The organism is Clostridium sp. M62/1, from assembly GCF_020736365.1.
Taxonomy (GTDB): Bacteria; Bacillota; Clostridia; order Lachnospirales; family Lachnospiraceae; genus Otoolea; species Otoolea saccharolyticum_A.
In genome coordinates this window covers 285,306-308,865 of record NZ_CP085988.1, presented here as the reverse complement: position 1 = coordinate 308,865, position 23,560 = coordinate 285,306, and the positions used below count along the sequence as shown (strand labels likewise).

The 23,560-nt window shown below is 48.5% G+C and carries 23 protein-coding genes; 4 read left to right on the top strand and 19 right to left on the bottom strand.

Features of this window, described 5'->3' with window-relative positions:
* Positions 1 to 91: 91 nt before the first annotated feature.
* The 3 genes from LK436_RS01680 to LK436_RS01670 are packed head-to-tail and all read left to right on the top strand — an operon-like array spanning position 92 to position 2,361.
* Complete coding sequence (locus LK436_RS01680; protein ID WP_008394542.1) at positions 92 to 325, top strand: helix-turn-helix domain-containing protein; 234 nt, start codon at positions 92 to 94, stop codon at positions 323 to 325.
* Complete coding sequence (locus LK436_RS01675) at positions 318 to 971, top strand: helix-turn-helix domain-containing protein (protein ID WP_008394541.1); 654 nt, start codon at positions 318 to 320, stop codon at positions 969 to 971. The genes LK436_RS01680 and LK436_RS01675 overlap by 8 nt, the downstream gene beginning before the upstream one ends.
* A complete protein-coding gene (locus LK436_RS01670) occupies positions 955 to 2,361 on the top strand; it encodes a site-specific integrase (RefSeq protein WP_044930263.1) in 1,407 nt (468 codons plus the stop codon). The genes LK436_RS01675 and LK436_RS01670 overlap by 17 nt, the downstream gene beginning before the upstream one ends.
* A gap of 479 nt (positions 2,362 to 2,840) precedes the next feature.
* On the opposite strand, the gene LK436_RS01665 is transcribed toward LK436_RS01670, so the two are convergent.
* From LK436_RS01665 to LK436_RS01620, 10 genes are all read right to left on the bottom strand, one after another.
* Positions 2,841 to 4,241, bottom strand: coding sequence for a site-specific integrase (locus LK436_RS01665; RefSeq protein ID WP_008394539.1), 1,401 nt, complete (start codon positions 4,239 to 4,241; stop codon positions 2,841 to 2,843).
* Positions 4,242 to 4,260: 19 nt separating this feature from the next.
* Complete coding sequence (locus LK436_RS01660; protein ID WP_008394538.1) at positions 4,261 to 4,467, bottom strand: helix-turn-helix domain-containing protein; 207 nt, start codon at positions 4,465 to 4,467, stop codon at positions 4,261 to 4,263.
* 741 nt (positions 4,468 to 5,208) lie between these two features.
* Positions 5,209 to 5,634, bottom strand: a complete 426-nt coding sequence (locus LK436_RS01655) for an RNA polymerase sigma factor (RefSeq protein ID WP_044930262.1) — start codon at positions 5,632 to 5,634, stop codon at positions 5,209 to 5,211.
* A gap of 514 nt (positions 5,635 to 6,148) precedes the next feature.
* The gene (locus LK436_RS01650) at positions 6,149 to 6,637 is read right to left on the bottom strand and encodes a winged helix-turn-helix domain-containing protein (RefSeq protein WP_008394533.1); all 489 of its coding nucleotides are present in this window, start codon (positions 6,635 to 6,637) and stop codon (positions 6,149 to 6,151) included.
* Between the two features lie 32 nt (positions 6,638 to 6,669).
* On the bottom strand, positions 6,670 to 7,032 hold the full coding sequence (locus tag LK436_RS01645; RefSeq protein ID WP_008394532.1) for a metal-dependent transcriptional regulator: 363 nt from the start codon (positions 7,030 to 7,032) through the stop codon (positions 6,670 to 6,672).
* Positions 7,033 to 7,043: 11 nt separating this feature from the next.
* The gene (locus tag LK436_RS01640) at positions 7,044 to 8,780 is read right to left on the bottom strand and encodes an ABC transporter ATP-binding protein (RefSeq protein WP_008394531.1); all 1,737 of its coding nucleotides are present in this window, start codon (positions 8,778 to 8,780) and stop codon (positions 7,044 to 7,046) included.
* 14 nt (positions 8,781 to 8,794) lie between these two features.
* On the bottom strand, positions 8,795 to 10,540 hold the full coding sequence (locus LK436_RS01635; protein ID WP_008394530.1) for an ABC transporter ATP-binding protein: 1,746 nt from the start codon (positions 10,538 to 10,540) through the stop codon (positions 8,795 to 8,797).
* Positions 10,537 to 12,051, bottom strand: a complete 1,515-nt coding sequence (locus tag LK436_RS01630; RefSeq protein WP_044930261.1) for an ABC transporter ATP-binding protein — start codon at positions 12,049 to 12,051, stop codon at positions 10,537 to 10,539. Before LK436_RS01630 ends, LK436_RS01635 begins: the two co-directional genes overlap by 4 nt.
* A gap of 5 nt (positions 12,052 to 12,056) precedes the next feature.
* On the bottom strand, positions 12,057 to 12,794 hold the full coding sequence (locus LK436_RS01625; RefSeq protein WP_008394528.1) for an energy-coupling factor transporter transmembrane component T: 738 nt from the start codon (positions 12,792 to 12,794) through the stop codon (positions 12,057 to 12,059).
* A complete protein-coding gene (locus tag LK436_RS01620; RefSeq protein ID WP_044930260.1) occupies positions 12,794 to 13,375 on the bottom strand; it encodes an MptD family putative ECF transporter S component in 582 nt (193 codons plus the stop codon). Before LK436_RS01620 ends, LK436_RS01625 begins: the two co-directional genes overlap by 1 nt.
* 195 nt (positions 13,376 to 13,570) lie before the next feature.
* On the opposite strand from LK436_RS01620, the gene LK436_RS01615 reads away from it, so the two are divergent.
* Positions 13,571 to 14,563: a helix-turn-helix transcriptional regulator gene (locus LK436_RS01615; protein ID WP_008394525.1), complete on the top strand. Its 993-nt coding sequence runs from the start codon at positions 13,571 to 13,573 to the stop codon at positions 14,561 to 14,563.
* Between the two features lie 231 nt (positions 14,564 to 14,794).
* Here the strand turns inward: LK436_RS01615 and LK436_RS18415 are convergent, their stop codons facing one another.
* From LK436_RS18415 to LK436_RS01570, 9 genes are all read right to left on the bottom strand, one after another.
* Positions 14,795 to 15,304, bottom strand: coding sequence for a winged helix-turn-helix domain-containing protein (locus LK436_RS18415; RefSeq protein ID WP_008394524.1), 510 nt, complete (start codon positions 15,302 to 15,304; stop codon positions 14,795 to 14,797).
* A 62-nt stretch (positions 15,305 to 15,366) separates the two neighbouring features.
* Positions 15,367 to 15,789 carry a hypothetical protein gene (locus tag LK436_RS01605; RefSeq protein ID WP_008394523.1) on the bottom strand — a complete coding sequence of 141 codons (423 nt, stop codon included), beginning with the start codon at positions 15,787 to 15,789 and terminating at the stop codon, positions 15,367 to 15,369.
* Complete coding sequence (locus LK436_RS01600) at positions 15,786 to 16,490, bottom strand: ABC transporter ATP-binding protein (RefSeq protein ID WP_008394522.1); 705 nt, start codon at positions 16,488 to 16,490, stop codon at positions 15,786 to 15,788. The genes LK436_RS01605 and LK436_RS01600 overlap by 4 nt, the downstream gene beginning before the upstream one ends.
* Before the next feature lie 40 nt (positions 16,491 to 16,530).
* Positions 16,531 to 17,808 (bottom strand): ABC transporter permease, encoded by a 1,278-nt coding sequence (locus LK436_RS01595; protein ID WP_147594739.1) that lies wholly within the window; start codon positions 17,806 to 17,808, stop codon positions 16,531 to 16,533.
* A gap of 16 nt (positions 17,809 to 17,824) precedes the next feature.
* On the bottom strand, positions 17,825 to 19,099 hold the full coding sequence (locus LK436_RS01590; RefSeq protein WP_008394518.1) for an ABC transporter permease: 1,275 nt from the start codon (positions 19,097 to 19,099) through the stop codon (positions 17,825 to 17,827).
* Between the two features lie 15 nt (positions 19,100 to 19,114).
* Positions 19,115 to 20,452: an ABC transporter permease gene (locus tag LK436_RS01585; protein ID WP_008394517.1), complete on the bottom strand. Its 1,338-nt coding sequence runs from the start codon at positions 20,450 to 20,452 to the stop codon at positions 19,115 to 19,117.
* 284 nt (positions 20,453 to 20,736) lie between these two features.
* Entirely contained in the window at positions 20,737 to 21,276 is a 540-nt protein-coding gene (locus LK436_RS01580) for a DUF3795 domain-containing protein (RefSeq protein ID WP_044930258.1), read from the bottom strand.
* 212 nt (positions 21,277 to 21,488) lie between these two features.
* The gene (locus tag LK436_RS01575) at positions 21,489 to 22,865 is read right to left on the bottom strand and encodes a sensor histidine kinase (RefSeq protein ID WP_207635798.1); all 1,377 of its coding nucleotides are present in this window, start codon (positions 22,863 to 22,865) and stop codon (positions 21,489 to 21,491) included.
* Entirely contained in the window at positions 22,849 to 23,523 is a 675-nt protein-coding gene (locus LK436_RS01570; protein ID WP_008394513.1) for a response regulator transcription factor, read from the bottom strand. Before LK436_RS01570 ends, LK436_RS01575 begins: the two co-directional genes overlap by 17 nt.
* Positions 23,524 to 23,560 lie beyond the last annotated feature (37 nt).

Sequence of the window (23,560 nt, the reverse complement as noted above, 5' to 3'; positions counted from 1 at the left end):
GAGGGTAATCGACAACATGGATTATACGGTTTTTATCCCTTACAATATAGACATAACAGCTGTTATCCTATTTTGAAAGGAGACCATATCCATGAGTAATTTGACGATTGCCTTGAAGCCGGAGCAGGTGGGCGTTCCCGATCAGAAACGCACCTATACTGTCCCGGAGATTCAGGATATTTTAGACATCAGCCGTCCTACAGCTTATGCGCTGATTAAGAAAAACTATTTTCGCAGTATTCGGGTCGGCGGCCAGATTCGGATTTCTAAAAAGAGTTTTGATGAATGGCTGGACCACGGGAATGGGGGTGATGCGTATGAGTAACCTCACCCCTTCCCCCAAAAGCAAGACCAGTATTTCCGTCAGAGAAATGCGCCAAATCTTAGGGTTAAAGAAAGTAGAAGCCTATTGGCTGGTTCACCAGAACCGATTTCGGACCATTACGGCTGCTGGCAGAATGAGGATTATGCTGGACAGCTTTGAAGAATGGTATGCCGGACAGTTTCACTATAAAAAAGTAAACGGTGAAGCTCCCGGCTCCAAGTGGGAGAAAACCACGATGTCTATTCGGGAAACCGCCTCCCTTTTAGGGATGCAGGACGCCACACTGTATGACCTGTTGAAAAAGAAGCCATTCCAGGTAATTCATGTGGATAATAAGTCCCGGATTGACCGCGCAAGTTTTTGGGCGTGGTATGAATCTCAGGCTTTTTACCGCACAGTAGCAGACCAGCAAGCCGACAGCCAGAAATTCGGAGAAACCCTTACAATGCCAGAAGTAGCGCGCATATTGGGGATTCACCGGAACAATGTTTACTATTTAGTTCAGAAAGGATGCTTTGAGACAATTCAGACGCCCCGCACCAAACTGATTCGCAAAGACAGTTTTGATCGCTGGTATGAGGGTCAGAACAAATACCGGATTGTTTCAGCTGTTGATGGAGGTGATAAAGATGGCATCCATTGTTAAGAGAAAAAGCAAGTATTCTGTGGTTTATAACTGCATAGACGAAAACGGTGTGAAGCGCCAGCGGTGGGAAACATTTGCATCTCAAGCTGAAGCGAAAAAGAGAAAGGCTCAAATTGAGTATCAGCAAAGCACCGGAACCTTTATCGCACCGACAGCCAAGACGATCCGGGAACTTTTGGAGGAATATATCAACATTTATGGGGTAAATACCTGGGCGTTATCCACTTATGAGAGCAGACGCGCTTTGATTGATAACTACATCAATCCGATTATTGGCGATATGCAACTGGAACAGGCTACGCCGCGAGTGATGGACCAATATTACCGGAATCTGTTGACCGTAAAATCAAAGCCCCGTCCTTACCAATCATCCCGGAATGAATATCTTTCTCCGAGAACCGTGAAAGAAATACATAAAATCCTGCGGAACGCTTTTAACCAGGCTGTGAAGTGGGAAATGATCTCCAGGAATCCTGTGCTGAATGCTACACTTCCGAAGTGTGAAGCAAAGCCGAGAGAAATCTGGACTGCGGACACTTTATTCCATGCGTTGGAACTGTGTGACGATGATAATTTATCATTGGCGTTGAATCTGGCATTTTCCTGTTCACTCCGTATGGGAGAAATGCTCGCACTTACCTGGGACTGCATTGACATTTCAGCCGAGAGTATTTCTCAGGATTGCGCCAGCATCTTCGTCAACAAAGAATTACAGCGAGTACAAAAACAATCGCTGGAAATGCTGGATGGGAAAGGCGTGATAAAAGTTTTTCCGTCCATCCTGGTGTCCAAACATACGGCTCTTGTTCTGAAAGAGCCAAAAACCAAGACCAGTATTCGGAAAGTATTTCTTCCCAAAACCGTTGCGGAAATGCTGCTGAAACGACAAGCAGAGCAGAATGAATTGAAGGAGCTTTTTGGGGATGAATACACGGACTATGGTTTGATATTCTGTTCCCCAATGGGAACGCCCATTGAAGGACAGGTAATCAACCGGGCGCTGAACAAGCTGATTGAGGACAATGGATTGCCCAAGGTAGTTTTCCACAGCCTCCGCCACAGCAGTATTACCTATAAGCTGAAACTAAACGGCGGTGACATGAAATCCGTGCAGGGCGATTCAGGACACGCCCAGTTAAAGATGGTGGCAGATGTTTACTCTCACATTATCGACGAGGACAGGCGGATCAATGCCAAGCGCTTTGAAGATGCCTTTTATTCAGGGCATAAAACGGAGGATGAATTGGACGGGCTTCATGTTCGCTCCATTGAGCAGGCAGCAACCGAGAACAGCGAATCACAGAAAGACCCGGATCAGGAACTTCTCTTACGGCTTCTCAAAAATCCAGAGATGGCAACGCTCCTGAAAACGCTGGCAAAATCATTATAACAAACACAAAAGCAAGGTTTGGTTCACTTAGCCACCTTGCTTTTTCCTTGTCTTAGCTTTATAATATTTTACAGTGTAACAATCAACTTTTCCCGGTGGTTTAGCTAATCGCTTGCCAATCAGAGGGCAAAAAAAGAGGTTATTTCAGCTATAAAACCCTTTGGAATCGCTGTGAATAAAACAGGCGAAAAGCCTACGAATACTTGGGTTTCCTTGTGTTTGGTTACGAAGCAATTAGCAGACTGGGGCGAACTCCTAAGCGTGGGGTCGGAGGTTCAAATCCTCTCTGGGACGCCAAAAACTCCGCCGAAAGTCTTGATTTATCAAGGTTTTCGGCGTTTCTTGTTTATCCGAACCTTTGTCTCTAAAACCATCATACCGCATATAAGGTGATTTGTTTGTTTATGAGTTACAATGAATATTTTGCTAATTGGACTCGAACAAAAATCTCGTCCTTGCTAACAAAAATGGGCTTTTTGCTAATTCGCTTTCAACCCCTGATTTTGCTGCCCAATCAGTGCCGCCAGTGTTTGTGCCAGCTCCGGAGATTTTTGAAGCTGTTCAATCAGTGCGGAGAGGTCTAAGGTTGGTGCCGCTGGCTGTTCCTGCGGAGGCTGCACATTTTTCAGATCCCTGTTGATCGCATAGAAAGCGTTCTCAAACTTCTGAGCGTTCACCTTGCGATCTTCGTCCAGGATATGTGCATATACCTTCGTAATCATATCAATCTCTGCATGGCCTGTATCGCCCTGTGTGGCCTTCAGGTCCCCGTGGTTGAGCTTCAGCTTGTAAGTAGTGCTGGAATGTCTGAGAGAGTGAAATACCACGTTAGGCAGCCCAGCCTTCTCTTTCAGGATTGAAAACTCTTTCTCGATGATCCGATTTTCACACGGCCTGCCGTTAGGCAGAGCAACTACCAAATCAAAGTCCTGGTATTCATCACCGAGAAATGATTTCAATTCCTCCTGCGCTTTTCTCCACTCACGAAGGATATAGGCCAGGGTTTTAGGAAGCCAGACCTTGCGTATACTGGAATCCGTTTTCGGCTTTTTCAGGATCAGCCGAGTGCTGGTATTAGGCATGAGCGGGGTGAAAATGTAATAAATATCTTTTTCACCAAGCATTTCAATCGCCTGTTTTGAGGCCCGTGTCAACTCTGCGTCAATGTAGATATAGGCATTGTCAGCCATGATGTGTTCGTCCTCAATGAAAACATTCTTCCACCGCAGACCAAGGATTTCTCCCATACGCAGAGAGCAGGCAAACGCGAGATTCATAGCGATATACAGCTTATTATCAGTGCATTGGTCCAATGCAATCCGAATCGTATCTGCGTTCCAAATATCCCGCTTCTTGTACTCCGTCTTAGGAAGCACGGTGTTTTCAAAAGGATTTTTACCGACCAATTCCCAGCGAACAGCTTGTTTAAAAGCGCATCGAAGCAATTTAATAATTTTTTCAATCGTTTGGTTCGTGACAAACTCCGTTCGCGCTTTGCGGTTCTTCCTGGAAACAGAAGGCGTCTTTTGAAGGGTCTGAATGTACTTATCCACGACACGGGGATTGATTGCCTGCACTTCCAAATCGCCGATAATCGGATTGATATAGTTGGCAATCAGGGCCGTCTGGCTGTCATACATGGAAACGCCCCATTTCTTTGCCCCATAAGTGGAAACAAAATCATAGAGAAAATCAGATAACTTCTGATTGTTCGGAGGAAGAAACGTACCGTTGTTTTGCTGGTTTTCAATCTCCGCTTTCCGTTTCAGGGCTTCTTTATGGGTATGCCATGTTTCCCATTTCTGCTTGGTATTTCCGTTTTCGTCAGTATAATTATAAACAACAGAATATGCTTTTTTACGTTTGATGATGGATGCCATATACGATCTTCCTTTCCGGTTAGAGGACTAAAGCATCTAACCATTCGTCAAATGATTTTTTGGAAATTCGTATGGCATTACCAACTCGAACGGTCTTGAAATGCCCCTCTTTTACAAGGTTATAAGCAGAAGTACGGCCGATATTCAGCATAGCGGCCACATCTTCAACTGTGTAGGTCCTTGACTTTGGGGTATCTCTTTGCGTACATTTTGCAGCCTGATCCATTTGTCCTCCTTTCCGCAGCCGACAAAATGTATTATGACTTCCACCATTATTATAACGCTCTGGTTCCCACTTGTCCGCTGCTAATCAAAAAAATTTGCGATTTATCCATGATAAATTTTTCAGTCAAAATCACATGAATAAGGCCGGACACACGAAAAGAGCGGCCCGGCCTCATGGTATCTGATTTCGATTTTATAAGAATCCATGCCGCTGCTCGAAAATCAAAACAACGGCATGGATGTTTTCTTAGTAGCTTGCCGTATTTGCCACGCCCCCCGGCAGGCCCTTTTCCGGGCCGGGGATGCCACAGGCTGCGGCCAGCTTTACCGCATCATAGCCCTGCTTGTGCCGTCGCTTCGCCAGAGCTAACGAACACAGAAGGGACTCCCCCCAAGTCTTTGACGGGTCGTGAGAAAGTATCATTATACCCTGTATCAGTCATCGCGTCTGGCCTGCCACAGCCAGATCAATAGATAGCGTAGATCGCTCGGACGGCTGGGCTTCATCACCTCCTTAAAGCCGCCTGTCATCGCGCCGCTCCATTTGCCGCTCGGAATACAGGGAAAGTACCTATGGCACCGTATATGCAGTTTTCAAGGTCCAGATGAAGGGCTGGGAGCTTGTCTGCATATACAGGTGGGTGTGGCACCGTTGAAGGTTCTCACTCACCGAAATGGCATTGTCCCAAAAAATTGTCCTTCTATAAGTCGTGACATTTTCAGGGGTACATTTATAGGGGGTTTAGAAATTTTCTTCTAAAATTTTTTCCAGACGCCGAAGTCCGCGCCGAATACTTTCATGGACAGCATGGAGAGAAACACCTTCCATCTTGGCAATATCCATCAGGGTAATGCCGAGAATATAGTGAGCGTACACACGCTGGCGTTGTTTCTCTGGCAATGAAGAAATCGCCTGGTACAGCCGTTCTTCCTCCAGGTGCCTTTCTACGATCTCCTGCAGCGTTGGGGTAAAAAGAACAGCTTCGCGTTCAATATCATCCCCATAATCAAGAGAAAAGAATGCCTTATGCCGGTATGTACGGCGGCGATATGCCACTTCTTTCCGCTGATATTCTACCAGCACATCCACAACCTCATCGGGCAGGCTGATAAACAGATCCGTTTTATATATTTCCGGGTAAAATTCCCGCAGATTGATTTCTTTCATGGTAATCCTCCAATTTCGATTTTTGAGTGGGTTAATGGGCAAATCGAAATCAGAGGGGCGGTGATCTACACCGTACAGGTCCGGCGGCAGGCTTGTCCTGCGCTTTATCTGTAAAAAAGAGCGCCCACCGTACAGCGGTAAGCTGCGCCTGTCGTATTCCGTCACTATCTGACGGAGCAGAATGGAAAATGCAAAATCCTGTCGAATGGAAAAACCCCGCAATCCATCGCAGGATTACGGGGTTTGAATCTCTTTTATATGACCGGCTATGTCGAGGCCGGTATTCTGACCTCGGCAGCATTTTCCATGCCCTCCTTTAGTGAAGGAGAGCAGAGTTACCTATTATGTCCACCTCCCTCATTTTGGGGCATTATATAGGGATAAATGCTATAATTCTTCCAGAAGTGTCATGGTTTTACTGAATTTAATCAACAATATATGACAAAATCAGGCATTATCCACACAGCAGAAAAAGCGAAAATTTAAGGATGCGGCAGGGAATACCGCACCCTTTCTATATTTCAAATTTGTAGCCTACACCATAGACGCTTTTTACATAATCCGGCAAGTCGGGGGCAACCCGGAGTTTCTTTCGCAGGTTGCTTATGTGGTTGTTGATTGCTTTCCGGGAATAGTAGGAATAATCCTCATGCCATACCAGATCCAGGAGCATTTCATAAGTGAACACCCGCTTTGGGTTCAGTATGAGCAAAGCGAAGATTTCAAATTCCTTGACCGTCAGCGGAATTACCTGGCTCCGCACGGTAACAAGGCGCTGCTCCAAGCAGAAATACAAATCACCTTCCCGGATTTCCGTCAATGACTGATCTGCCTGCGGAGGGATAAAATACTGGCCTCGAAGAAGTGTTAAGTATGGGACATCAGCCGGAATATTGCCAGCCTCATAGTCACGAACAAACTGAGCCAGCTCCTTCTTTTGGTTGGGAGAAAGCAGGGTAAACAGTTTTTCGCCTATCTGTCTGCCAGAATTTCTTAAATCCAATACGGCTAATTTCCCATGTCATCACCACCTCCTTAGTCCTCTAAAGCATCTTTCAGTTTTTGAAAGGATTCCTGGCTAATAACGTGTTCAATCCGGCAGGCATCGGCCTCCGCAGTTTTTGGGTCAACGCCTGCGGCGATAAGCTGCTCGGTAAAGAAGCAATGGCGCTCATAGATTTTTTCGGCAACCTCGCGGCCCACATCGGTCAGATGGAGAAAGTGATCTTCGTCCATTGTGAGAAAGCCGCCGTCCCGCAAGGTAGCCACCGCATGGCACACGCTGGGCTTTGACACCTCCATGTGCCGGGCCACATCTACGGAGCGTACCATACCGAGTTTCTTTTGGAGAACAAGGATGGTTTCCAGGTAGTCCTCCCCGGACGCATGAAGTTTCATCTGAACCTCCTTTACTGAGCCAGTTTCCAGCCTATGGCCTCCTGTCTGGCCAATACAAAGTCGGCATATAGGCCCTTCTGCCGGATCAGCTCTGCATGAGTGCCGCGCTGGACGATATGGGCATTGTCTAACACAAGGATTTGGTCGGCGTTCCGAACGGTTTTCAGCCGGTGGGCAATCATAATGATGGTCTTGTCATGGGTCAACGCCTCAATAGCCCGCTGCAATTCATCCTCATTCTCCGGGTCAACGCTGCTTGTTGCCTCGTCCAAAATGATGACGGGCGCATTTTTCAGCATGGCGCGGGCGATGGAAATACGCTGTTTCTCACCGCCGGACAAAGTGCCGCCGCCCTCGCCAATCACAGTATCATAACCCTCCGGCAGAGCGGAAATAAAGTCATGGCAGCAAGCCTTTTTCGCCGCCTCAACCACCTGCTCATGGGTGGCGTCCGGGCAGCCAAACTTGATATTGTTCTCAATCGTATCTGCAAAGAGGTACACGCTCTGAAACACCATCGAGATATTCTTCATCAGGCTGTCCAGTTTGAAATCCCGCACATCCGTACCGCCTATGGTAATCTTCCCGGCGTTCACATCCCAAAAGCGGGCAATCAGGTTGCACATCGTTGTCTTACCCGCCCCGGAAGGGCCGACAATGGCCGTAGTCGTTTTTTCGGGAATGGTAAAGCTAACCTGATCCAATATCTTGCGGTCTGCGTAGGAAAAATCCACCTTGTCAAACACGATCTCGCTGGACTTCGGCGTAATGTCAGTGCCTTTCTCGTCCATTATCGGCGTGTCATCAATGGAGTTTGCCGTATCCATCGAGGCCACCAGCATTTGAAGCAGAGAAGCCATGTTCCCGGCGTTTTCCAAATCGTTGAACACCATGAAAGAAGCGATTACCAAAATCAGGCCGTAGGCCAGCGGCAGAGAGCCATCCAGCCAGAACCAGACCGAGGCCAGCAACAGCAGGACGCTGAACACCCGGACAACCACTTGCTTGATAGCGTCATAGGGAACGCTGGCTTTTGTCAGTTTCAGGTTATCCCGGCAGCTTGCCTGTATAGCGTTTCCAATGGATTGTGTGCTGTCCCGTTCAAGGCCAAATGCTTTGACAATCCCCATGCCCTGAATGTACTCCAACACGGACTCCACAAGGGACTCCTGCGTGTGCTGGCGTACCGAGCTTAGGGCCGCAGACTTGCGGAGGGCCAGTTCTGCCGCCGCAAGATAAAGCAGGACACCGACAGCAGCCACAAGCCCAATCCGCCAGTCGAATATCAGCAGGACAATGACAAGAGCCACCGAGTTGAAAAAACCGCCCAGCACTGACACCAGGACACGGGCTGCTGAGTTCTCTACATCACCTAAAGTTGTTGTGACAATGGCGGTAATATTCCCGATACTATTCTTGTTGAAGTAGCCCATCGGGATGTAGCGCAACCGATCTCCGATGTGGATACGCTTTTCCGCCACCATGCAATAGCCGGTTTCCGTCTGCTCCATCGTGGAAAAATAGGTCGTGATGATACGCCCGATGAGGGATACCGCCATAATTCCCAACGAGATCCAGACAATACTTCCGTCCCGGTTGTCAGATACCAGCGCACCAATCACTACAAAGAGGGCGGCAAACTGCATGGCTGAAAACAGCCCGGACAGAAATGCAAACAACAGGGATTTTTTCAAAAGCCCCTTTTTGCTTCCTGCAAAAGCAAAGATTTTTTTCAATGTTCCATACATCTGACAACACCCCCTTACATCTGGTCTTTCGCGCCGATATGCGCCTGCCACATATCCCGGTAGAGGGGGCAGGTTTCCAGCAGTTTCTCATGCGTACCCTGTGCGTGGACGGTTCCATCCTTCACAACAACGATGTTGTCCGCGCCAACAATGGTAGACAGTCGGTGTGCAATCACAATCAGGGTCTTGCCGACAGTTAAAGCGGAAATGGCTTTCTGTACCAGCGCCTCGTTCTCGGGGTCAATGTAGGCTGTTGCCTCGTCTAAAATGACAACCGGCGCATTTTTCAGCATGGCGCGGGCGATGGCAATACGCTGGCGCTCCCCGCCGGAAAGGTGGGAACCGGCGCTGCCGACAATCGTATCATAGCCATTGTCCAGCTTGCGGATAAAGGTATCGCAACCGCTTTGTTTGGCGGCCTGTTCTACCTCCGCGTTTGTGGCGCTGGGCTTTCCCATACGGATGTTTTCCCTGATACTGCGGTTAAAAAGATAGTTGTCCTGGGACACATAGGAAATCTGGTCTGAAATTTCGGACAGCGGAATATCTTTCAATTCATAACCTCCGAGGGTAATGCTGCCGGATGTAACATCCCAATACCCGGCAATCAGTTTTGCCACCGTGGATTTACCGGAGCCGGACGGCCCCACAAGGGCGGTCATGGTTCCGGGGCGAATGGCAAGGTTCACATCATGCAAAACCTCTGTTGTCCCGTCATAGGAAAAAGACACAGACCTAAGAGAAATGCCGGTGTCTGCCAGCTTGACCGGTGTATCCTTATGGTTCAGTTCTTCAGCGTTCAAAAGCTGGCTGATTTCTTCCACATTTGTCCCCAATACGGCCAAATCGTCCGTAAAGGTAAAGGCCGCGATAATCGGCCCAATCAGTCCCAGCGAGAAAATTACGATAGACAGGAAAGTGGAAAGTTCCAGGCTACCGGAGAGCCAAAACGCGAAGCCGCAAGGCAGCACACAGATCAGCACCGAGGGCAAAATGGCGTTGTAGGCGCTCATGGTTTTCTGGTTTTCCCGCATCCAGTCCACATAGTAGTTGGCGTTATAATTGACCGCGTCAGAATATTTTTTGTAGGAACCGGCGGACTGGCTGAACGCCTTTACCACCTCAACCCCGCCGATGTACTCTACAATGGCATTTGCCATCTGCTTTCCCGCTTTAACTGCGCCCTCCCATTTGTCGGGATAATTCTTCATACCGGCAGACATGACAGCAAGGCCCACTACCAGCGTAACAAGGGACAGGAGCGCCATGCGCCAGTCCGCGACGAATAGATATACAACAATCACCAAAGGCACCAGCACATTTGCAGTCATTTCCGGGATCAGGTGCGCGAAGGTCGATTCCATGCCTTCTACCCGGTCAACAATCGTCGTTTTATACTGGCCGGACGGAGTATCTAAAATCGTCCCCATCGGGACACGGGCCAGTTTAGTGGTGATATTCTCCCGTAAATCGCGCAGTGTGTAATAGGTCGCTGTGTGGGAAATCGTTGTAGAAAGGCAGGAAAACAGCACCTTTCCAAAGTAACCACACAATGCAATAATGCCAGCGGTCACATATCGGGAAAAGTTCTGCTCCCCAGACAACATCATCGTGACAATATGCGCCACACAGAAATAGGGCACCATCTGGCAGGCCACGCCTAATACCGCAAGGATAATGCTGCCGATGAATTTCCCGTGATAGGGTTTGCCCCATCCCCATAAGACACCTATGGGTGATTCTTTCTTTTCCTCCTTCATTCTGTGGACACCTCCTTCTCCATATCATTCAGGAAAAACTTTAGCAGCCGGTTTCGGCCATCGTTGTTCTCTATGGAATAACTTTCCTGAATTTGCCCGTTTTCTAAGTGAAGGACATAATTACAGCACCGTAAAATAAATTCTGGGTCATGGGTCACTACAAGCGCAGTTCTCCCGGTATCTGCCACTTGATTGACAACACTGGCAACCTGCCTCATGTGAAAAAGGTCAAGGCCGCTTGTTGGCTCATCGAATAAAATCAGAGGGCGTTCCGAAGCAATCGCAGAGGCAACTGCCACACGCTGCTTTTGGCCGCCGGACAGCCCCATCGGGTGGCAGTCCTCATAAGGCAGCAAGTCCATCTCCTTTAAGATTTCTCTTGCCCTTTGCTTATCCTCGGTTCCCATACTGAGCAGAATTTCATCCAGAACACTTTCGGTAAAAAGCTGATGGTTTGCATCCTGCATAACCATATAGCAGAGTTTCAATCGTTCTTTCCTGGAATAAATCTTGCTCCGATCCTGCACTGTCCCCTTGAAGTGCTTTTCCAATCCGCAGAGGCACCGGGCAAAGGTGGATTTTCCCGCACCGTTATGTCCGATAATAGCTGTGGCGCTGCCGGATGGGAAAGTAGTTTCCGTTATATGCAAGGTTTCCGGCTCATGCTTATAGGCAAAGGACACATTTTTTATCGTCCAAACCGCCTCATTTATTCGCTGCGGCGGCCCTTCAACTCCTGAAAGCCCTGCAAGTTCAAGAGGCCGAAGCCCCATTTCCTCTCGCTGTTTTGCTGACAGGCGGCAAAACTCCTCCGCTGTATAATCTCCTTCAATTTCTCCGTCTTTCAGATACAGAACGCGGTCAAAGAGGCCAGACAGATAGTATAGCCGGTGTTCAGAGATGATGATGGTCTTTCCTTGCGATTTCAAAGCAAAGAGAAGCTGCCGAAAATCAGCGATAGCGTATGTGTCAAGGTTGGATGATGGTTCATCCAGCACATAAACATCCGGGTCAATCGCTGCTGCCGATCCGCAGGCAATTTTTTGCTTTTCACCGCCGGACAAAGAAAAAATACTTCTATCAAGCAACGGCTCCAACTTTAGCTGTGCAGCTACACGCTTTACCCGGTCACGCACAATATCTTCCGGCATCCCGTGGTTTTCCGGGCCGAAAGCCAGTTCGCTGGTCGTATCCACATTGAAAAATTGAGAACGCGGATTTTGAAATACAGAACCGACTTTTAGAGAAATATCAAACAGTGACAGGTCGCGAGTATCCTTTCCATCCAGATAGACGGAGCCGGTATAAGTCCCCTCATGGTAATGAGGAATAAGGCCGTTGAACAGACGGGTCATCGTTGTTTTCCCGCAGCCGGAAGTTCCGCAAAGCAGGACAAAAGAACCGTCCTCAATGGTGCAAGAAATATGTTTTAAAGCGCCTTCGGCCTGCTTTTCACTGTCAGGCAAACCGCTCGCTGGATAGGAAAATGACACATCTTGACATTCAATCACTTCCTTCACCCCCTTGCGGCAAGCACATAGATTTGCGCTGCAAATGCTCCCAGACAGATCAGCAGAAAAATAACATCCTGCACATGAAAGCCCAGCTTACAGATATTCGTACGCTTTACCGGGCCACCCAATCCCCGCGTAAGGGCTGCCTGGGACAGTTCCTCTCCGATTTTTACGGAGCAGATCATCATAGGAACAATCCGATATTCTAAAATCGCGCTGGCTTTTCCACCACCAAAGCGGACGCCACGCATCCGCATGGCGTCCCCAATGGCGCTCCATTCTTCTGCAACCGTGGGAAAGAAGCGAAACATCACAGACATGGGAATGGTGATCTGCTGCGGCAGGTGGAGCCGTTCCATCGCCGCAACAAATTCACTGACCGTAGTTGTCGTTACCACGAAATATCCCATGACCACGCTGGGTGTGAACCGCAGCAAGATACCAACGACGGCTACCGCGATGTAGTTTGCTACGCCGGTCAGTCGGGACAGGCCGAACATTTCCAAGCACAGACTTCCCCCGAAAATCAGGATATAGAGAACAGCGCCTTTCCATTTTCTGGCCGCTGCCAAAAGCAGCAGAGGGATCGCCGCCAGCACGATGATGTAATACTGCATGATACCTTCATACGAACCGCCTAAAATAAAGACAGCTATGGTAATCAGTACCGCCAGTTTTGTCCGGGGGTCTAATAAAATTCCGCTATTGTTTTTTTGACTTGCAAGAAGTTCGCGGCTCATTACACAATTCCCGCCCGCTCAAAATGCTTTTTGAAAATCTTTCGTCCAATCAGGCCGCCGACAAGACCGCTGACGAAAGCAGCAATAAGCAGTACCGGCAAAATCCAGTCGGGCATATAAGCCATGAGTGTGTCGGCATATTCCTGGCCGTAACCGGGGAGCAGGTTCTGGTAGTAAGCGTCACGCGTCACAACGATGGGAATAAACGCCCCGATGACCCACATGGAAAAAACGCCGTGGATCAGCACTTCACGCTTGGCGTTCTTGTAGTCACAGGCTTTCATCATAAAATCGGAAATCAGCCCGAAGATCAGCCCGGTAGGGATGCACCACCAGCCCATGCCGGTCAGCAGCATAATGATGCCGAGCAGCACTCCGCAGATGGTAAGCATACCGAATTTCTTGATTTTGGAGAAGAACAACATCATCGGAATACCGCCCACAAGCGGCACGATTACGCTGATAAGCGGAATGAAAATCGGGATAAAGCCGATAGACGCCGCCGCGAAAATGACGATAAAATAAATCGCCGTGAAAATACCGATGTTGATGAGATCCTTTCCTTGCAATTTGTTGTTCATTGCGAAACCTCCTAACATGATTGCTTTCTCGGTTAGACCTCGCTAACCAACTCTAATGGTAGCACATATTCGATTATGCTTCTATGCACATATCGGTATTTTAGGCCCGTATAGCAAGGAGTTTTTCCGTTTGGCCGGAATACCCATTGACCGGGAATTTTTGCGCCGGTATAATAATATCAACGATTTTGCGTGATGAAAGGGGCGAAGCAGTTGCGTGATATGATATACAGCATTTTGGAAAACAGCAATTCCGTTTCAGGTGTGACTTTGAAAAACAGTCCAAATAGCAGCGAACTACTATTAGATCAGGCAAATGGTAAAGGGCGCATGACATTCCATACGCTCTTTCCGGGCCTGACATTAGCTTTTATTTTTGTAAATGCTCCTGTGTGGCCGGAGTCAGAAGCCAACTCAGAGTTAAGGCCATTATTGATAAACTATTGTATTTCCGGCAGAAGTGAACTGCTTCTCGATGATGGCTCATACATTTACCTAAAGGAAAACGACTTTTGTATCAGTGGGCAGACAGCGCAGAAAGAGTACATCTTTCCCACACGGCAATATCAGGGCATAAAAATATACTTTGACCTTTCGCTCCTATTACAGTCCTGCGGCGAATTGATGAAATCTTTTTCGATTGATCTCATGCGCTTGGAAGAAAACTATTGCGCGAACCATAAAACATATATCAACGAAGCGGACAGCGAACTGGAAAATATATTTCAAAAACTCTGGCGGCTTTCGGAAAGACCGTCTGCCTTCCATTTGCAAATCTATACGCTTGAACTTATCCACCGGCTTCTCAACATGGAAATCCGGCCTCCGAAAACCTGCGGCTTCTACACGGAAACGCAAGTGGAGCTTGCAAAAAGGACAGCAAAAATTCTGTCAGATGACCTTCGCCAGCACATCCCTGTAAGGCAGATTGCAGAACGCTTTTCGGTCAGTGAAACCAGCCTGAAAAATTATTTTAGAGGCGTATATGGTCAAAATATATCTACTTGGCTGCGAGAAATCCGCATGAATGAAGCCGCCAGACTTCTCTCTGCCACAAAGCGTCCGATTGCCGAAATATCAGAGCAGGTTGGCTACTCCAATCAGGGGAAATTTGCAGCCGTATTCAAAAGACAGTTTGGACTATCGCCGCTGGAATACAGGCGTTCAAAGAATTTGGAAAACAGGTAGCTACTTTGGGAAAGCAGTGCGAAAATACGGGGTACGAGAAATTGGCAAGCAATGCAAACATATACATGTTTTGCGATTTTGGCCGGATTGCACCGGCCAAAATGCTTGTTGAGGGATAGCCCCCAAGCCCCCAAGATCGCCACCTTCGGTGACGGCCACGCGTCCTGTGGACGCTAAAAAATCTTCAAAAAGAAAGCTGCAGAGTTGTTAATTGCTCTGCAGCTTCCTTTTTCATATATCGAATTTATAGCCTACACCGTACACGCTTTTTACATAGTCCGGCAGATCCGGAGCAATTCTGATTTTCTTTCGCAGGTTGCTTATATGGTTGTTAATTGCTTTCCGAGAATAGTAGGTGTAGTCCTCATGCCATACTAAATCCAGAAGCATTTCATAGGTGAATACCCGTTTTGGATTTTGTATAAGTAAGGCAAAAATTTCAAACTCCTTAACTGTCAGCGGAATTATCTGGCCTCGGACAGTAACAAGGCGCTGCTCCAAGCAGAAATATAAATCGCCTTCTTGAATTTCCGTCATTGGCTGATCCGATTGCTTGGAAATGGAATACTGACCATAAAAGGCAGGATAGCATGGCGAGAGGACACTATCAGATTCAGAATTTTTGCTTTCTGAAATAAAATGCTCCAGATCTTTTTGCTGTGTTCTTGTGAGAAGGGCAAAAAGTTTCCTGCCTATTTTTTCACCGGACTCTGATAAATCGAATACTGCAAAATTTCCCACACTATCACCCCCTCAATGTCGATAAAAAAGAATCTGTGCTATTCTACTTTACAGTCGATTTATTATTCTCCCTTTTCCCGAAATCCCCAAGCCTCAAAATCTGTATCGTCCTCCTCCGGCTCCACTTCCTCGGCATAATCGGAACCGGTGGCCTCTACCGGGGGATTGAGCATATAGGGAGTAACCTGTACCGGCACTTCGCTCTGAATCGCCAGCACCCTACGGGCAGCCTTGCCGCAAAACACCATGGCACCGGCAAGGGCGAAATACTGCACACAGCTTGTAAGATAAAGATTCACAATAGCCAGTTCATTTCCCTGCACAGGGACGCCCTGCTCAAGCTGCCGGGAGATATTTTGATGGCAGGCCACCAGAGAGACAAAGGCTGTAATCAGCAGCACCGCCGCAAGAGCATAAAAAACTGCGGAAAGGATCGTTCCCTTTTTCGAGGGTTTCGTGATTGGATTGCTGTCTATCTCCATCATTTTGCCCTCCTTTCACTGCGGGGAGCGTTGTTTCTGCGGGATTGGGGCTGGGCGGCTCCGTCCTGAACGCGCTCCAGCACCTGCAGCTCACCCTTTTTCAGCCGGAACACCACATCGGCCTGCTTCGCCAGCTCATTGGAGTGGGTAACGACCACCACGCACTTGTTCATCTTGTGGGCGCTCTCTTTGAGAATATCCGTGATGTCCTGGGCGGTGTCCTCGTCCAGATTGCCGGTAGGCTCATCGGCCAGGATCACCGGGGCCTCGCTTGCCAGGGCACGGGCGATAGCCACCCGCTGCTGCTGGCCGCCGGAGAGTTTCAGCACATTGCGCTTCGATTCCTCTTTCGTAAGCCCCAGCCGCTCCAAAATGGGCAGCGGCGGCAGCTTGGAAGTCAGCGACACATTCTCCGTAGGAGTCAAGTAGTCAATGAGGTTATACGCCTGGAAGATAAACGCCACATGGTTTTTCCGATGGTCGGAAAGCCCCGTCTTGGCAATGTCCTGCCCATCGAAGTAGATTTGACCGCTGCCGGGGCTGTCCAGGCCGCCGATCAAGGAGAGCAGGGTGGTTTTGCCACAGCCGGAAGGCCCCAGGATGGCGTAGAGTTTACCCTGTTCCATTTCGGCATTGACGCCTTTTAAGACTTTCTTTTTATTATCGTAGGAATATCCCACTTGTTTGATTTCCATGATACTCATAGTGATTACCTCATTTCGTTATTTTAGGGGGTGGATGGTCTTATTCCATCTGCGACAAAATCTGCTTGGGCTTTAACCGCATGGTCGAGATACTGGACACCAGCACCGCCGCCACCAGCAGAACGCCGCCCACGATAGCCACCAGTATGAAATGCTCCGGCGTGACGATGACATTCTCCGCCGCTTTGCCGAACAGCGTACCCAGGGCGCCGGCAACCTGCTTGCTCGATAGGTACGCCAGTGGGAAGGCCACCACTGCAATCAGCAGGGTTTCCAGCACATATTGGAGAATGACCGCAGGCTTGGCAATACCTACCGCCAGCAAAATCCCGGTTTCTCTTTTGCGGCTGCGGATGGACATGGAGAGAATGAGAATTATCAAAACCATGCTCACAGCAGTAATGACAATAATCAGCGTCGTAACCAAAGCGGTTGTGTCAGAGAGAGAACTTGAAATGTTCTGATACACTTCATCGTTGGCTATAACAATAAAGTTGTTCCAGTTGATAGAAGAAATGCTCTGTACTTCGTTTATCACGCTCTCTAACTGTGCTGCGTCAGTTACATAGAAATCTACCTCTTGAATTTTGTTGCCATCACCATAATTTACACACATTGCCTCCATCGCAGCTTTGCTACAAAAGGCATAGTTGGAAAAATCCCACATGGTAGACGCATCATACATTGTGGCCTCATCGTTCTTGTCAGCCACTACTTCAAAAATCCCCACAATTTCCATATCCACTTCGGGATCATCGGTATAAGGGTCATTGATTCCAACAACTTTGCTGCCGACTTCCAGTCCATTCTGTTCGGCACGTTCCCGGCTGATGATAAGGCCATTGGTCATATCCTCTGTGATATGGGACCCTTCAACCAATTCAAATCGTCCTGATACGAATAAATCGTTATACTCCGTATTGATAGAGCCATAGGTATAAAAACTGTTGGTGTAGCCCGTTGTAACCACGCTGTCGCCCGTTTCCTTGAAGTAATAAGGCATGGAAACAATCGAGGCATCATATCCGGCAATCCCGTCTACTGAGGCAATCTCCTGAAGCATTTCATCTGAAATAAATTCCTGAGTGCTATATGAGCCGCCATTGCCGCTTGTCCAACCTCCGGTAGATAGGTTTCGTTCCACGGTAAAACTGGTTCCCGTCACACCCCGCAGTTCCTCAGCCTGTTCCTCCTGGGCGTCGGCAATCGCCAGCCCGGAAAGCACCAGGGTGGTAATAGCCAGGAGCAGGAAGAACACCAACAGCGTCTTTTTCCATTTCCGTGCGCTGTATAAAATTGCTCGTATCCCTAAATTCATATTGCCTGTGCCTCCTTTACTCCATCTGCGACAAAATCTGCTTGGGCTTCAACCGCATGGTTGAGATACTGGACACCAGCACTGCCGCAACCAGCAGGATACTGCCCACGATAGCCACCAGCAGGAAATGCTCTGGCGTGACGATGACATTCTCGGCTGCCTTGCCGAACAGCGTCCCCAGGGTGCCAGCCACCTGTTTGCTGGAGAGGTAGGCCAGCGGGAAGGCCACCACTGCGATCAGCAGGGTTTCCAACACATACTGGAGAATCACCGCAGGCTTGGCAATCCCCACCGCCAGCAAAATCCCGGTTTCCCGTTTCCGGCTGCGGATGGACATGGAGAGGATCAGGATAATCAGCACCATGCTCACAGCAGTAATGATGACAATCATCGTAGTAATTAAAGTGTTGGTATCCGATAAAGCAGAGGAAATATTCTGATATACTTCATCGTTGGCTGTGATAATAAAGTTGTCCCAGTTAATTGAAGAAATATTTTTCACTTCTTCTATGATATTGTTCAGCTCAGCGGCATCCGAAACATAGAAATCCGCTTCGCGTGTTTTATTGCCATCTTCATAATTCACAGCCATTGCCTTCATAGCGTCAATACTACAAAAGGCATAGTCAGTATAATCCCACATCGTGGAATCGTCATACATAGTGGCTTCATCATCCTTATCCACCACAATGTCAAAAAGCCCGACTACTTCCATCTCAATTTCCGGATCGTCCGAATAAGAATCAATAATACCGGAAACCTTATCGCCTATCTTTACCCCATTTAGTTCAGCACGTTCTTTATTGAGGATGATACCATTTGGCATATCATCTGTGATATGAGAACCTTCCACCAATTCAAAACGCCCGGATACAAACAAATCATTATACTCTGTATTCATAGAGCCAAAAACATAAAAAATGAGGGCTGGCGTGTCTGTGACAAGTGTTTTTCCATTACTATATAAAGTAGGCATGGAAACAATCGAAGCATCATATCCGGCAATCCCGTCTACTGACGCAATTTCCTGAAGCATTTCCTCAGATACAAATTCCTGCGTACTATAAGAACCATGAGCGCCACTTGTCCAACCACCAGTGGATAAATTTCTCTCCACCGTAAAGCTGGCCCCGGTAGTTCCACGCAGTTCCTCAGCCTGTTCCTCCTGGGCATCGGCAATCGCCAGCCCGGATAACACCAAAGTGGTAATAGTCAGAAGCAAGAAGAATACCAGCAAGGTCTTTTTCCACTTCCGTGCGCTATATAAAATCGCTCGTATTCCTAAATTCATATCGCCTGCACCTCCTTAACTCATTTGCGACAAGATACTCTTGGGCTTCATCTTCATAATGGGATAGGCTGCCAGTGCGGTAGAGGCCACACACAGCACCATACCGAAAGCCCACACCAATGCGTAATCCTCAGCGGAAACAGCCACCTCGATCTCGGCAAGGCCCAAATCCTCGGTAGGTTCTTGGGCAGCTTCGCTTTCCCCGGTCAAGTCCACCGTTTCATAGGTTTCGCTTGTCACCTGGGAGAGCAGGCTGCTCCCAATCTGATGGGAAATGGCTGTGCTGGTGCCGAAGGAGATCACCAGGGCGATGGCCGCCACAAGGATCACTTCCAGCAGATATTGCATCAGCACCGAGCCTTTGGAAATGCCCATTGCCAGATAGACGCCGGTTTCATGGATTCGCCCACGGAGCCGCAGCGTCAGGAACAGGGCCAGCACCAGGAAACAGATCACCGATACCACTGCAATGGCGATAAAGACGATGTTCTGCAAGCCCTCCAAGGATTCCTTGGCGTTCTGATAGTCGTTGTCGTAGCGGGTCAGGGTGCAGCTCTCCCAATCCACGCCATCCAATTCCTGCACATCGGTCATAATGCGCTCCAGCTCGTCCGGGTCGTTTACATAGAAATCCCCGTACTGGACATTGGTGGTGCCCTCCGTGCCGTAGAGCAGGAAAGAGGCGGTGGAGAGGTCGGTGAAAACGATGTTATCGTAAAGGTCATAGGACGGGGCCATGCCGATGGAATCCTGTTCCTCGGTGTTGGTGAAGATCCCGGCCACCGTCACGGGAATGGTCTTATCTTTGTTCTCCACATTCCCCAGCAGCATGGTGTCGCCCACAGACAGGCCGTTGCGCTGGGCGAACTTCTCATGGATCAACACCTGGCTGCCGGTTTCGGTGGTGATGGGGTTGCCCTCCACCATCTCAAAGCCGCCATCGGTGAAATAGCTGTCCTCCTGAGAATTGGAGTTTGCCACCACCCGTCCGGCGTTCTCATAGCCCTCCGGCACCTGGGCAGCGCCCTCGGTGTTGATCTCCAGAAGGTTCCCGTCTGCGTCAAAATAAGTAGCGTAGGTATAGGAGCGCAGGGTGTACCTGCCGCTCAAACCATCCACATCAAGAATCTGGCTCACCGTATCCTCCGGGATGCCGTTTTCCAGCGTCTTGGCGTTGATGGTGAAATAGCCCAGCAGGGCTTTTTTAATATTGGCGTTGGCCGTTTCTGTGGCCGATTGAATGGAGAGGCAGGTCAGCATTAACGTAGCCATAACCAGCAGAAACGCCAGCAGTGTGAAGGTCTTGCCCTTTTTGCGGATGGAATACAGGCAGGCCCGTTTGCACAGGTTCATCTCACGGCCACCTCATTTCCTTTGCGTAAAACCAGTGGGTTCACTTGTGTACCTCCTAACGTATTTTTTCGCCGGGTCTGTTTCCCGCCCCGGTGGTGTCCCCGTCTGCTGGGAACACCCTTATGGTACACTACGAAGGTGGAGTTGAGGTGGAGTTGAGATATTTTTTAGGTGGAGTTGGCGATAGGGTGCAAAAAAGCCGAGGGACTTTCGTAAGGAAAACCTCTCGGCTGTATAGAATAAATTTATTCGATTATCTATCCCGACAACTTAGGATTTACAAACTACTTTTTAACAAGTTTTAACTCTATATTTCTTCTATCAGCAATTTTTTGAAGTATATCAACTATATATGAACATTGTTCTTTGATGGACAAAACAGACAACTCATCATTATGTTGTATTTGTTTCATAGCTTCTTGTAATTCTGAAAGCTCTAACAAATTGACTGCTACACAGAAGAAATTCTTCCTACGACCGTCATTATAGTTAGCAAGTAAATGAGAAAGAATCTGTATTTTTTCTCGTTGTTGAAAATTATACTGCTCAACACCAATGTCCTGTATCAGTTTCAAGTCTGCTTTCTGGCGTTTATGAGTTATAAAAGAATCATATTTATCAATATACCGATATTTTTCACATGGATAACTTTCACATTCGTAGCAGTATTCAATCTTACCATGTTCAAGGCTACACTTAGCAATTCCGCACGATTGATTACCGTTCCCGCAACCGCCACAATGCTTTCCCAAAAACATGGGGCATAACCCACAATTCAATCCGCAAAGGGAAAATAATTGATTTTTTCGCTCAAACCCTTTCATATTATCCTTTCCTTATAAGTCCCAATTTGTCTCTTGGATTATACCAAATTAAAGCTCCCAATTCTACCAGAGAGGTCTAAAATCTCTAAGAGCAGGCTATAAAATTTCTCGCTCTATATCAAATATGTTAATACCAAACCAATGCTGTTTTTCGAACAGTCTGAGGCTAAGATTTCCCTGCCGCCAGATAGCGCACAAACAGAGGACTGCTCCTACATTGCTGCCTTCGGGAAGATAGTCGTAAATCGTACTCCATCCTCCGTATTCACCATGCTGTGCTGTATTCCATGGTGATCCAAGATGGTTTTGGTGATATACAGCCCCAGGCCACTGCCGCCGCTGTTCCGGTTCCGGGATTTGTCCACCCGGTAAAATGGCGTGAAGATACGCTCCAAATCTTCCTCGGCAATGTGGACGCCGGTATTCTCCACGGAAAACACCTCGTCCTTTTGGGTGACAGTAATCACCGCGCCCACCGGCGAATAAGCCACGGCGTTCCCGATCACATTGGTGAACACCTTCTCCATGAGCCGCCGGTCCCCCTGGTAGTGGTATTCCGGCTGGATGTCCATGCGAAGCTCGATTTGCTTGTCCTCCATCCGGCCACGGAACTGCTGGCAGACCTTTCGCAGCATTTGGCTGATGTCCAGGTCGGTGCGCTCCAGGTGGAAATCGCTGCCGCCCATCCGGGCCGCCGACAGGATCTCCTTGACCAGCGCCTCCATGTCATTGGTGGTTTTCATGCATCGGCGCAGGTAAGTATCGCGGTCTTTATATTCGCCTACCTGATAGATCATGCCCTCCAGTTGCCCCTTGATGATGGCGATGGGGGTTTTCAGCTCATGGGAGACAGCGGTGAAAAATTCCACGCGCTGCTTTTCCTGTTCCCGTTCCCGCTCAATATCTTTCTTTAACTGCCAGTTTGCCGCCTTCAAGCTGTCCATCGTATCGCTCAAACGCTGGGCCATTTCATTCAGGCTGGCGGCCAGCACACCGATCTCGTCTTTTCGGTTGACTTCACACTTCCAGGTCATGTCCAGGGTGGTCATCCGCTTTGCCACATTGCTGATACTGACCAGCGGCTTGGAGTAATACCGGGAACAAACCACCGCCCCAATGACGGAGATCAATAGAATCACAACGGCAATAAAGGGGATGAGCTTCAGCAGGATGTCATAGGACTGCGCCACCGCGACCAGGGCGGCATTGGCAAATACATGGTAGGTTTGGCCGCCCTGCTGGAATGTAGCGGAACAGCTCATAGAGGGAGCAGAAGTGTCCAGGTTCTCCATGTCGGCAAAATTCACGGAGAACAGATTATTCCCATAATTATCGTTGACTTCCACCGAGGCGTTGTTCGTCATGGAAAATTCCATCAGACTGTCCGAACTGGCCTCCCAGCCATTCCGCTCCAGAACCTCCACCAAGTCATAAAAATCGGAAGTGACTTGTCCTTCCAGCTCCGTATGGTAATTTCTCGGCAGGAAAATCATCACCATGCCGTAAATGATAATGCAGCAGACCACCAGCAGCGCCAGCATACTGAGAAAGGTTTTGGCCCGGATGCTTTGACTAATCTTCCTTCTCAATTTTATATCCCGCCCCTCTCATGGTTTCTATGTAGTCCACACCCAGCTTCTTGCGGATATTCTTGATGTGGGTGTTTACGATTTTTTCGTCGCCAATATAGTCGTAGCCCCAAACCGTATCCAGCAGTCTTTCCCTGGACACCACCCGGCCCTGGTTCTCCAGAAGGAGCTTCAAAATCTCAAATTCCCTGGTGGTCAGGGAAACGCTTCCTGTTCCAACAAGGACGGTAAGGCTGTCCGTATCCACCGTGATTTCCTTATAGCGGATCACGGTATTGGGTGCAGCGCCGCCCTGTTCGGCCCGACGCAGCACCGCTTCGATGTGCTTCATCACAACCGGCATGGAAAAGGGCTTGGTGATGTAATCATCAGCCAGAGCGTCAAAGCCCTTCATCTGGCTGTCCTCATCATCCAATGCGGTGAGCATGATGATGGGAACACGGCTCTCTTTCCGCAGGATTTCGCACACAGCAAAGCCGTCAATTTTCGGGAGCATTAAATCCAGAAGCACCAGGTCAGGCTTGTTCGCCCGGAACTGTTCGATCCCTTCCAGGCCATCAGCAGCCAGAACCACCGTGTAGCCGGCGTCCTCCAGGAACGCCTTGATAATGTTCTGAATGGATTCTTCATCCTCTATAATCAAAATCATTTTTGACATTGCTTGCACCTCCAAAAATAGTGTAGCATACAAAGGT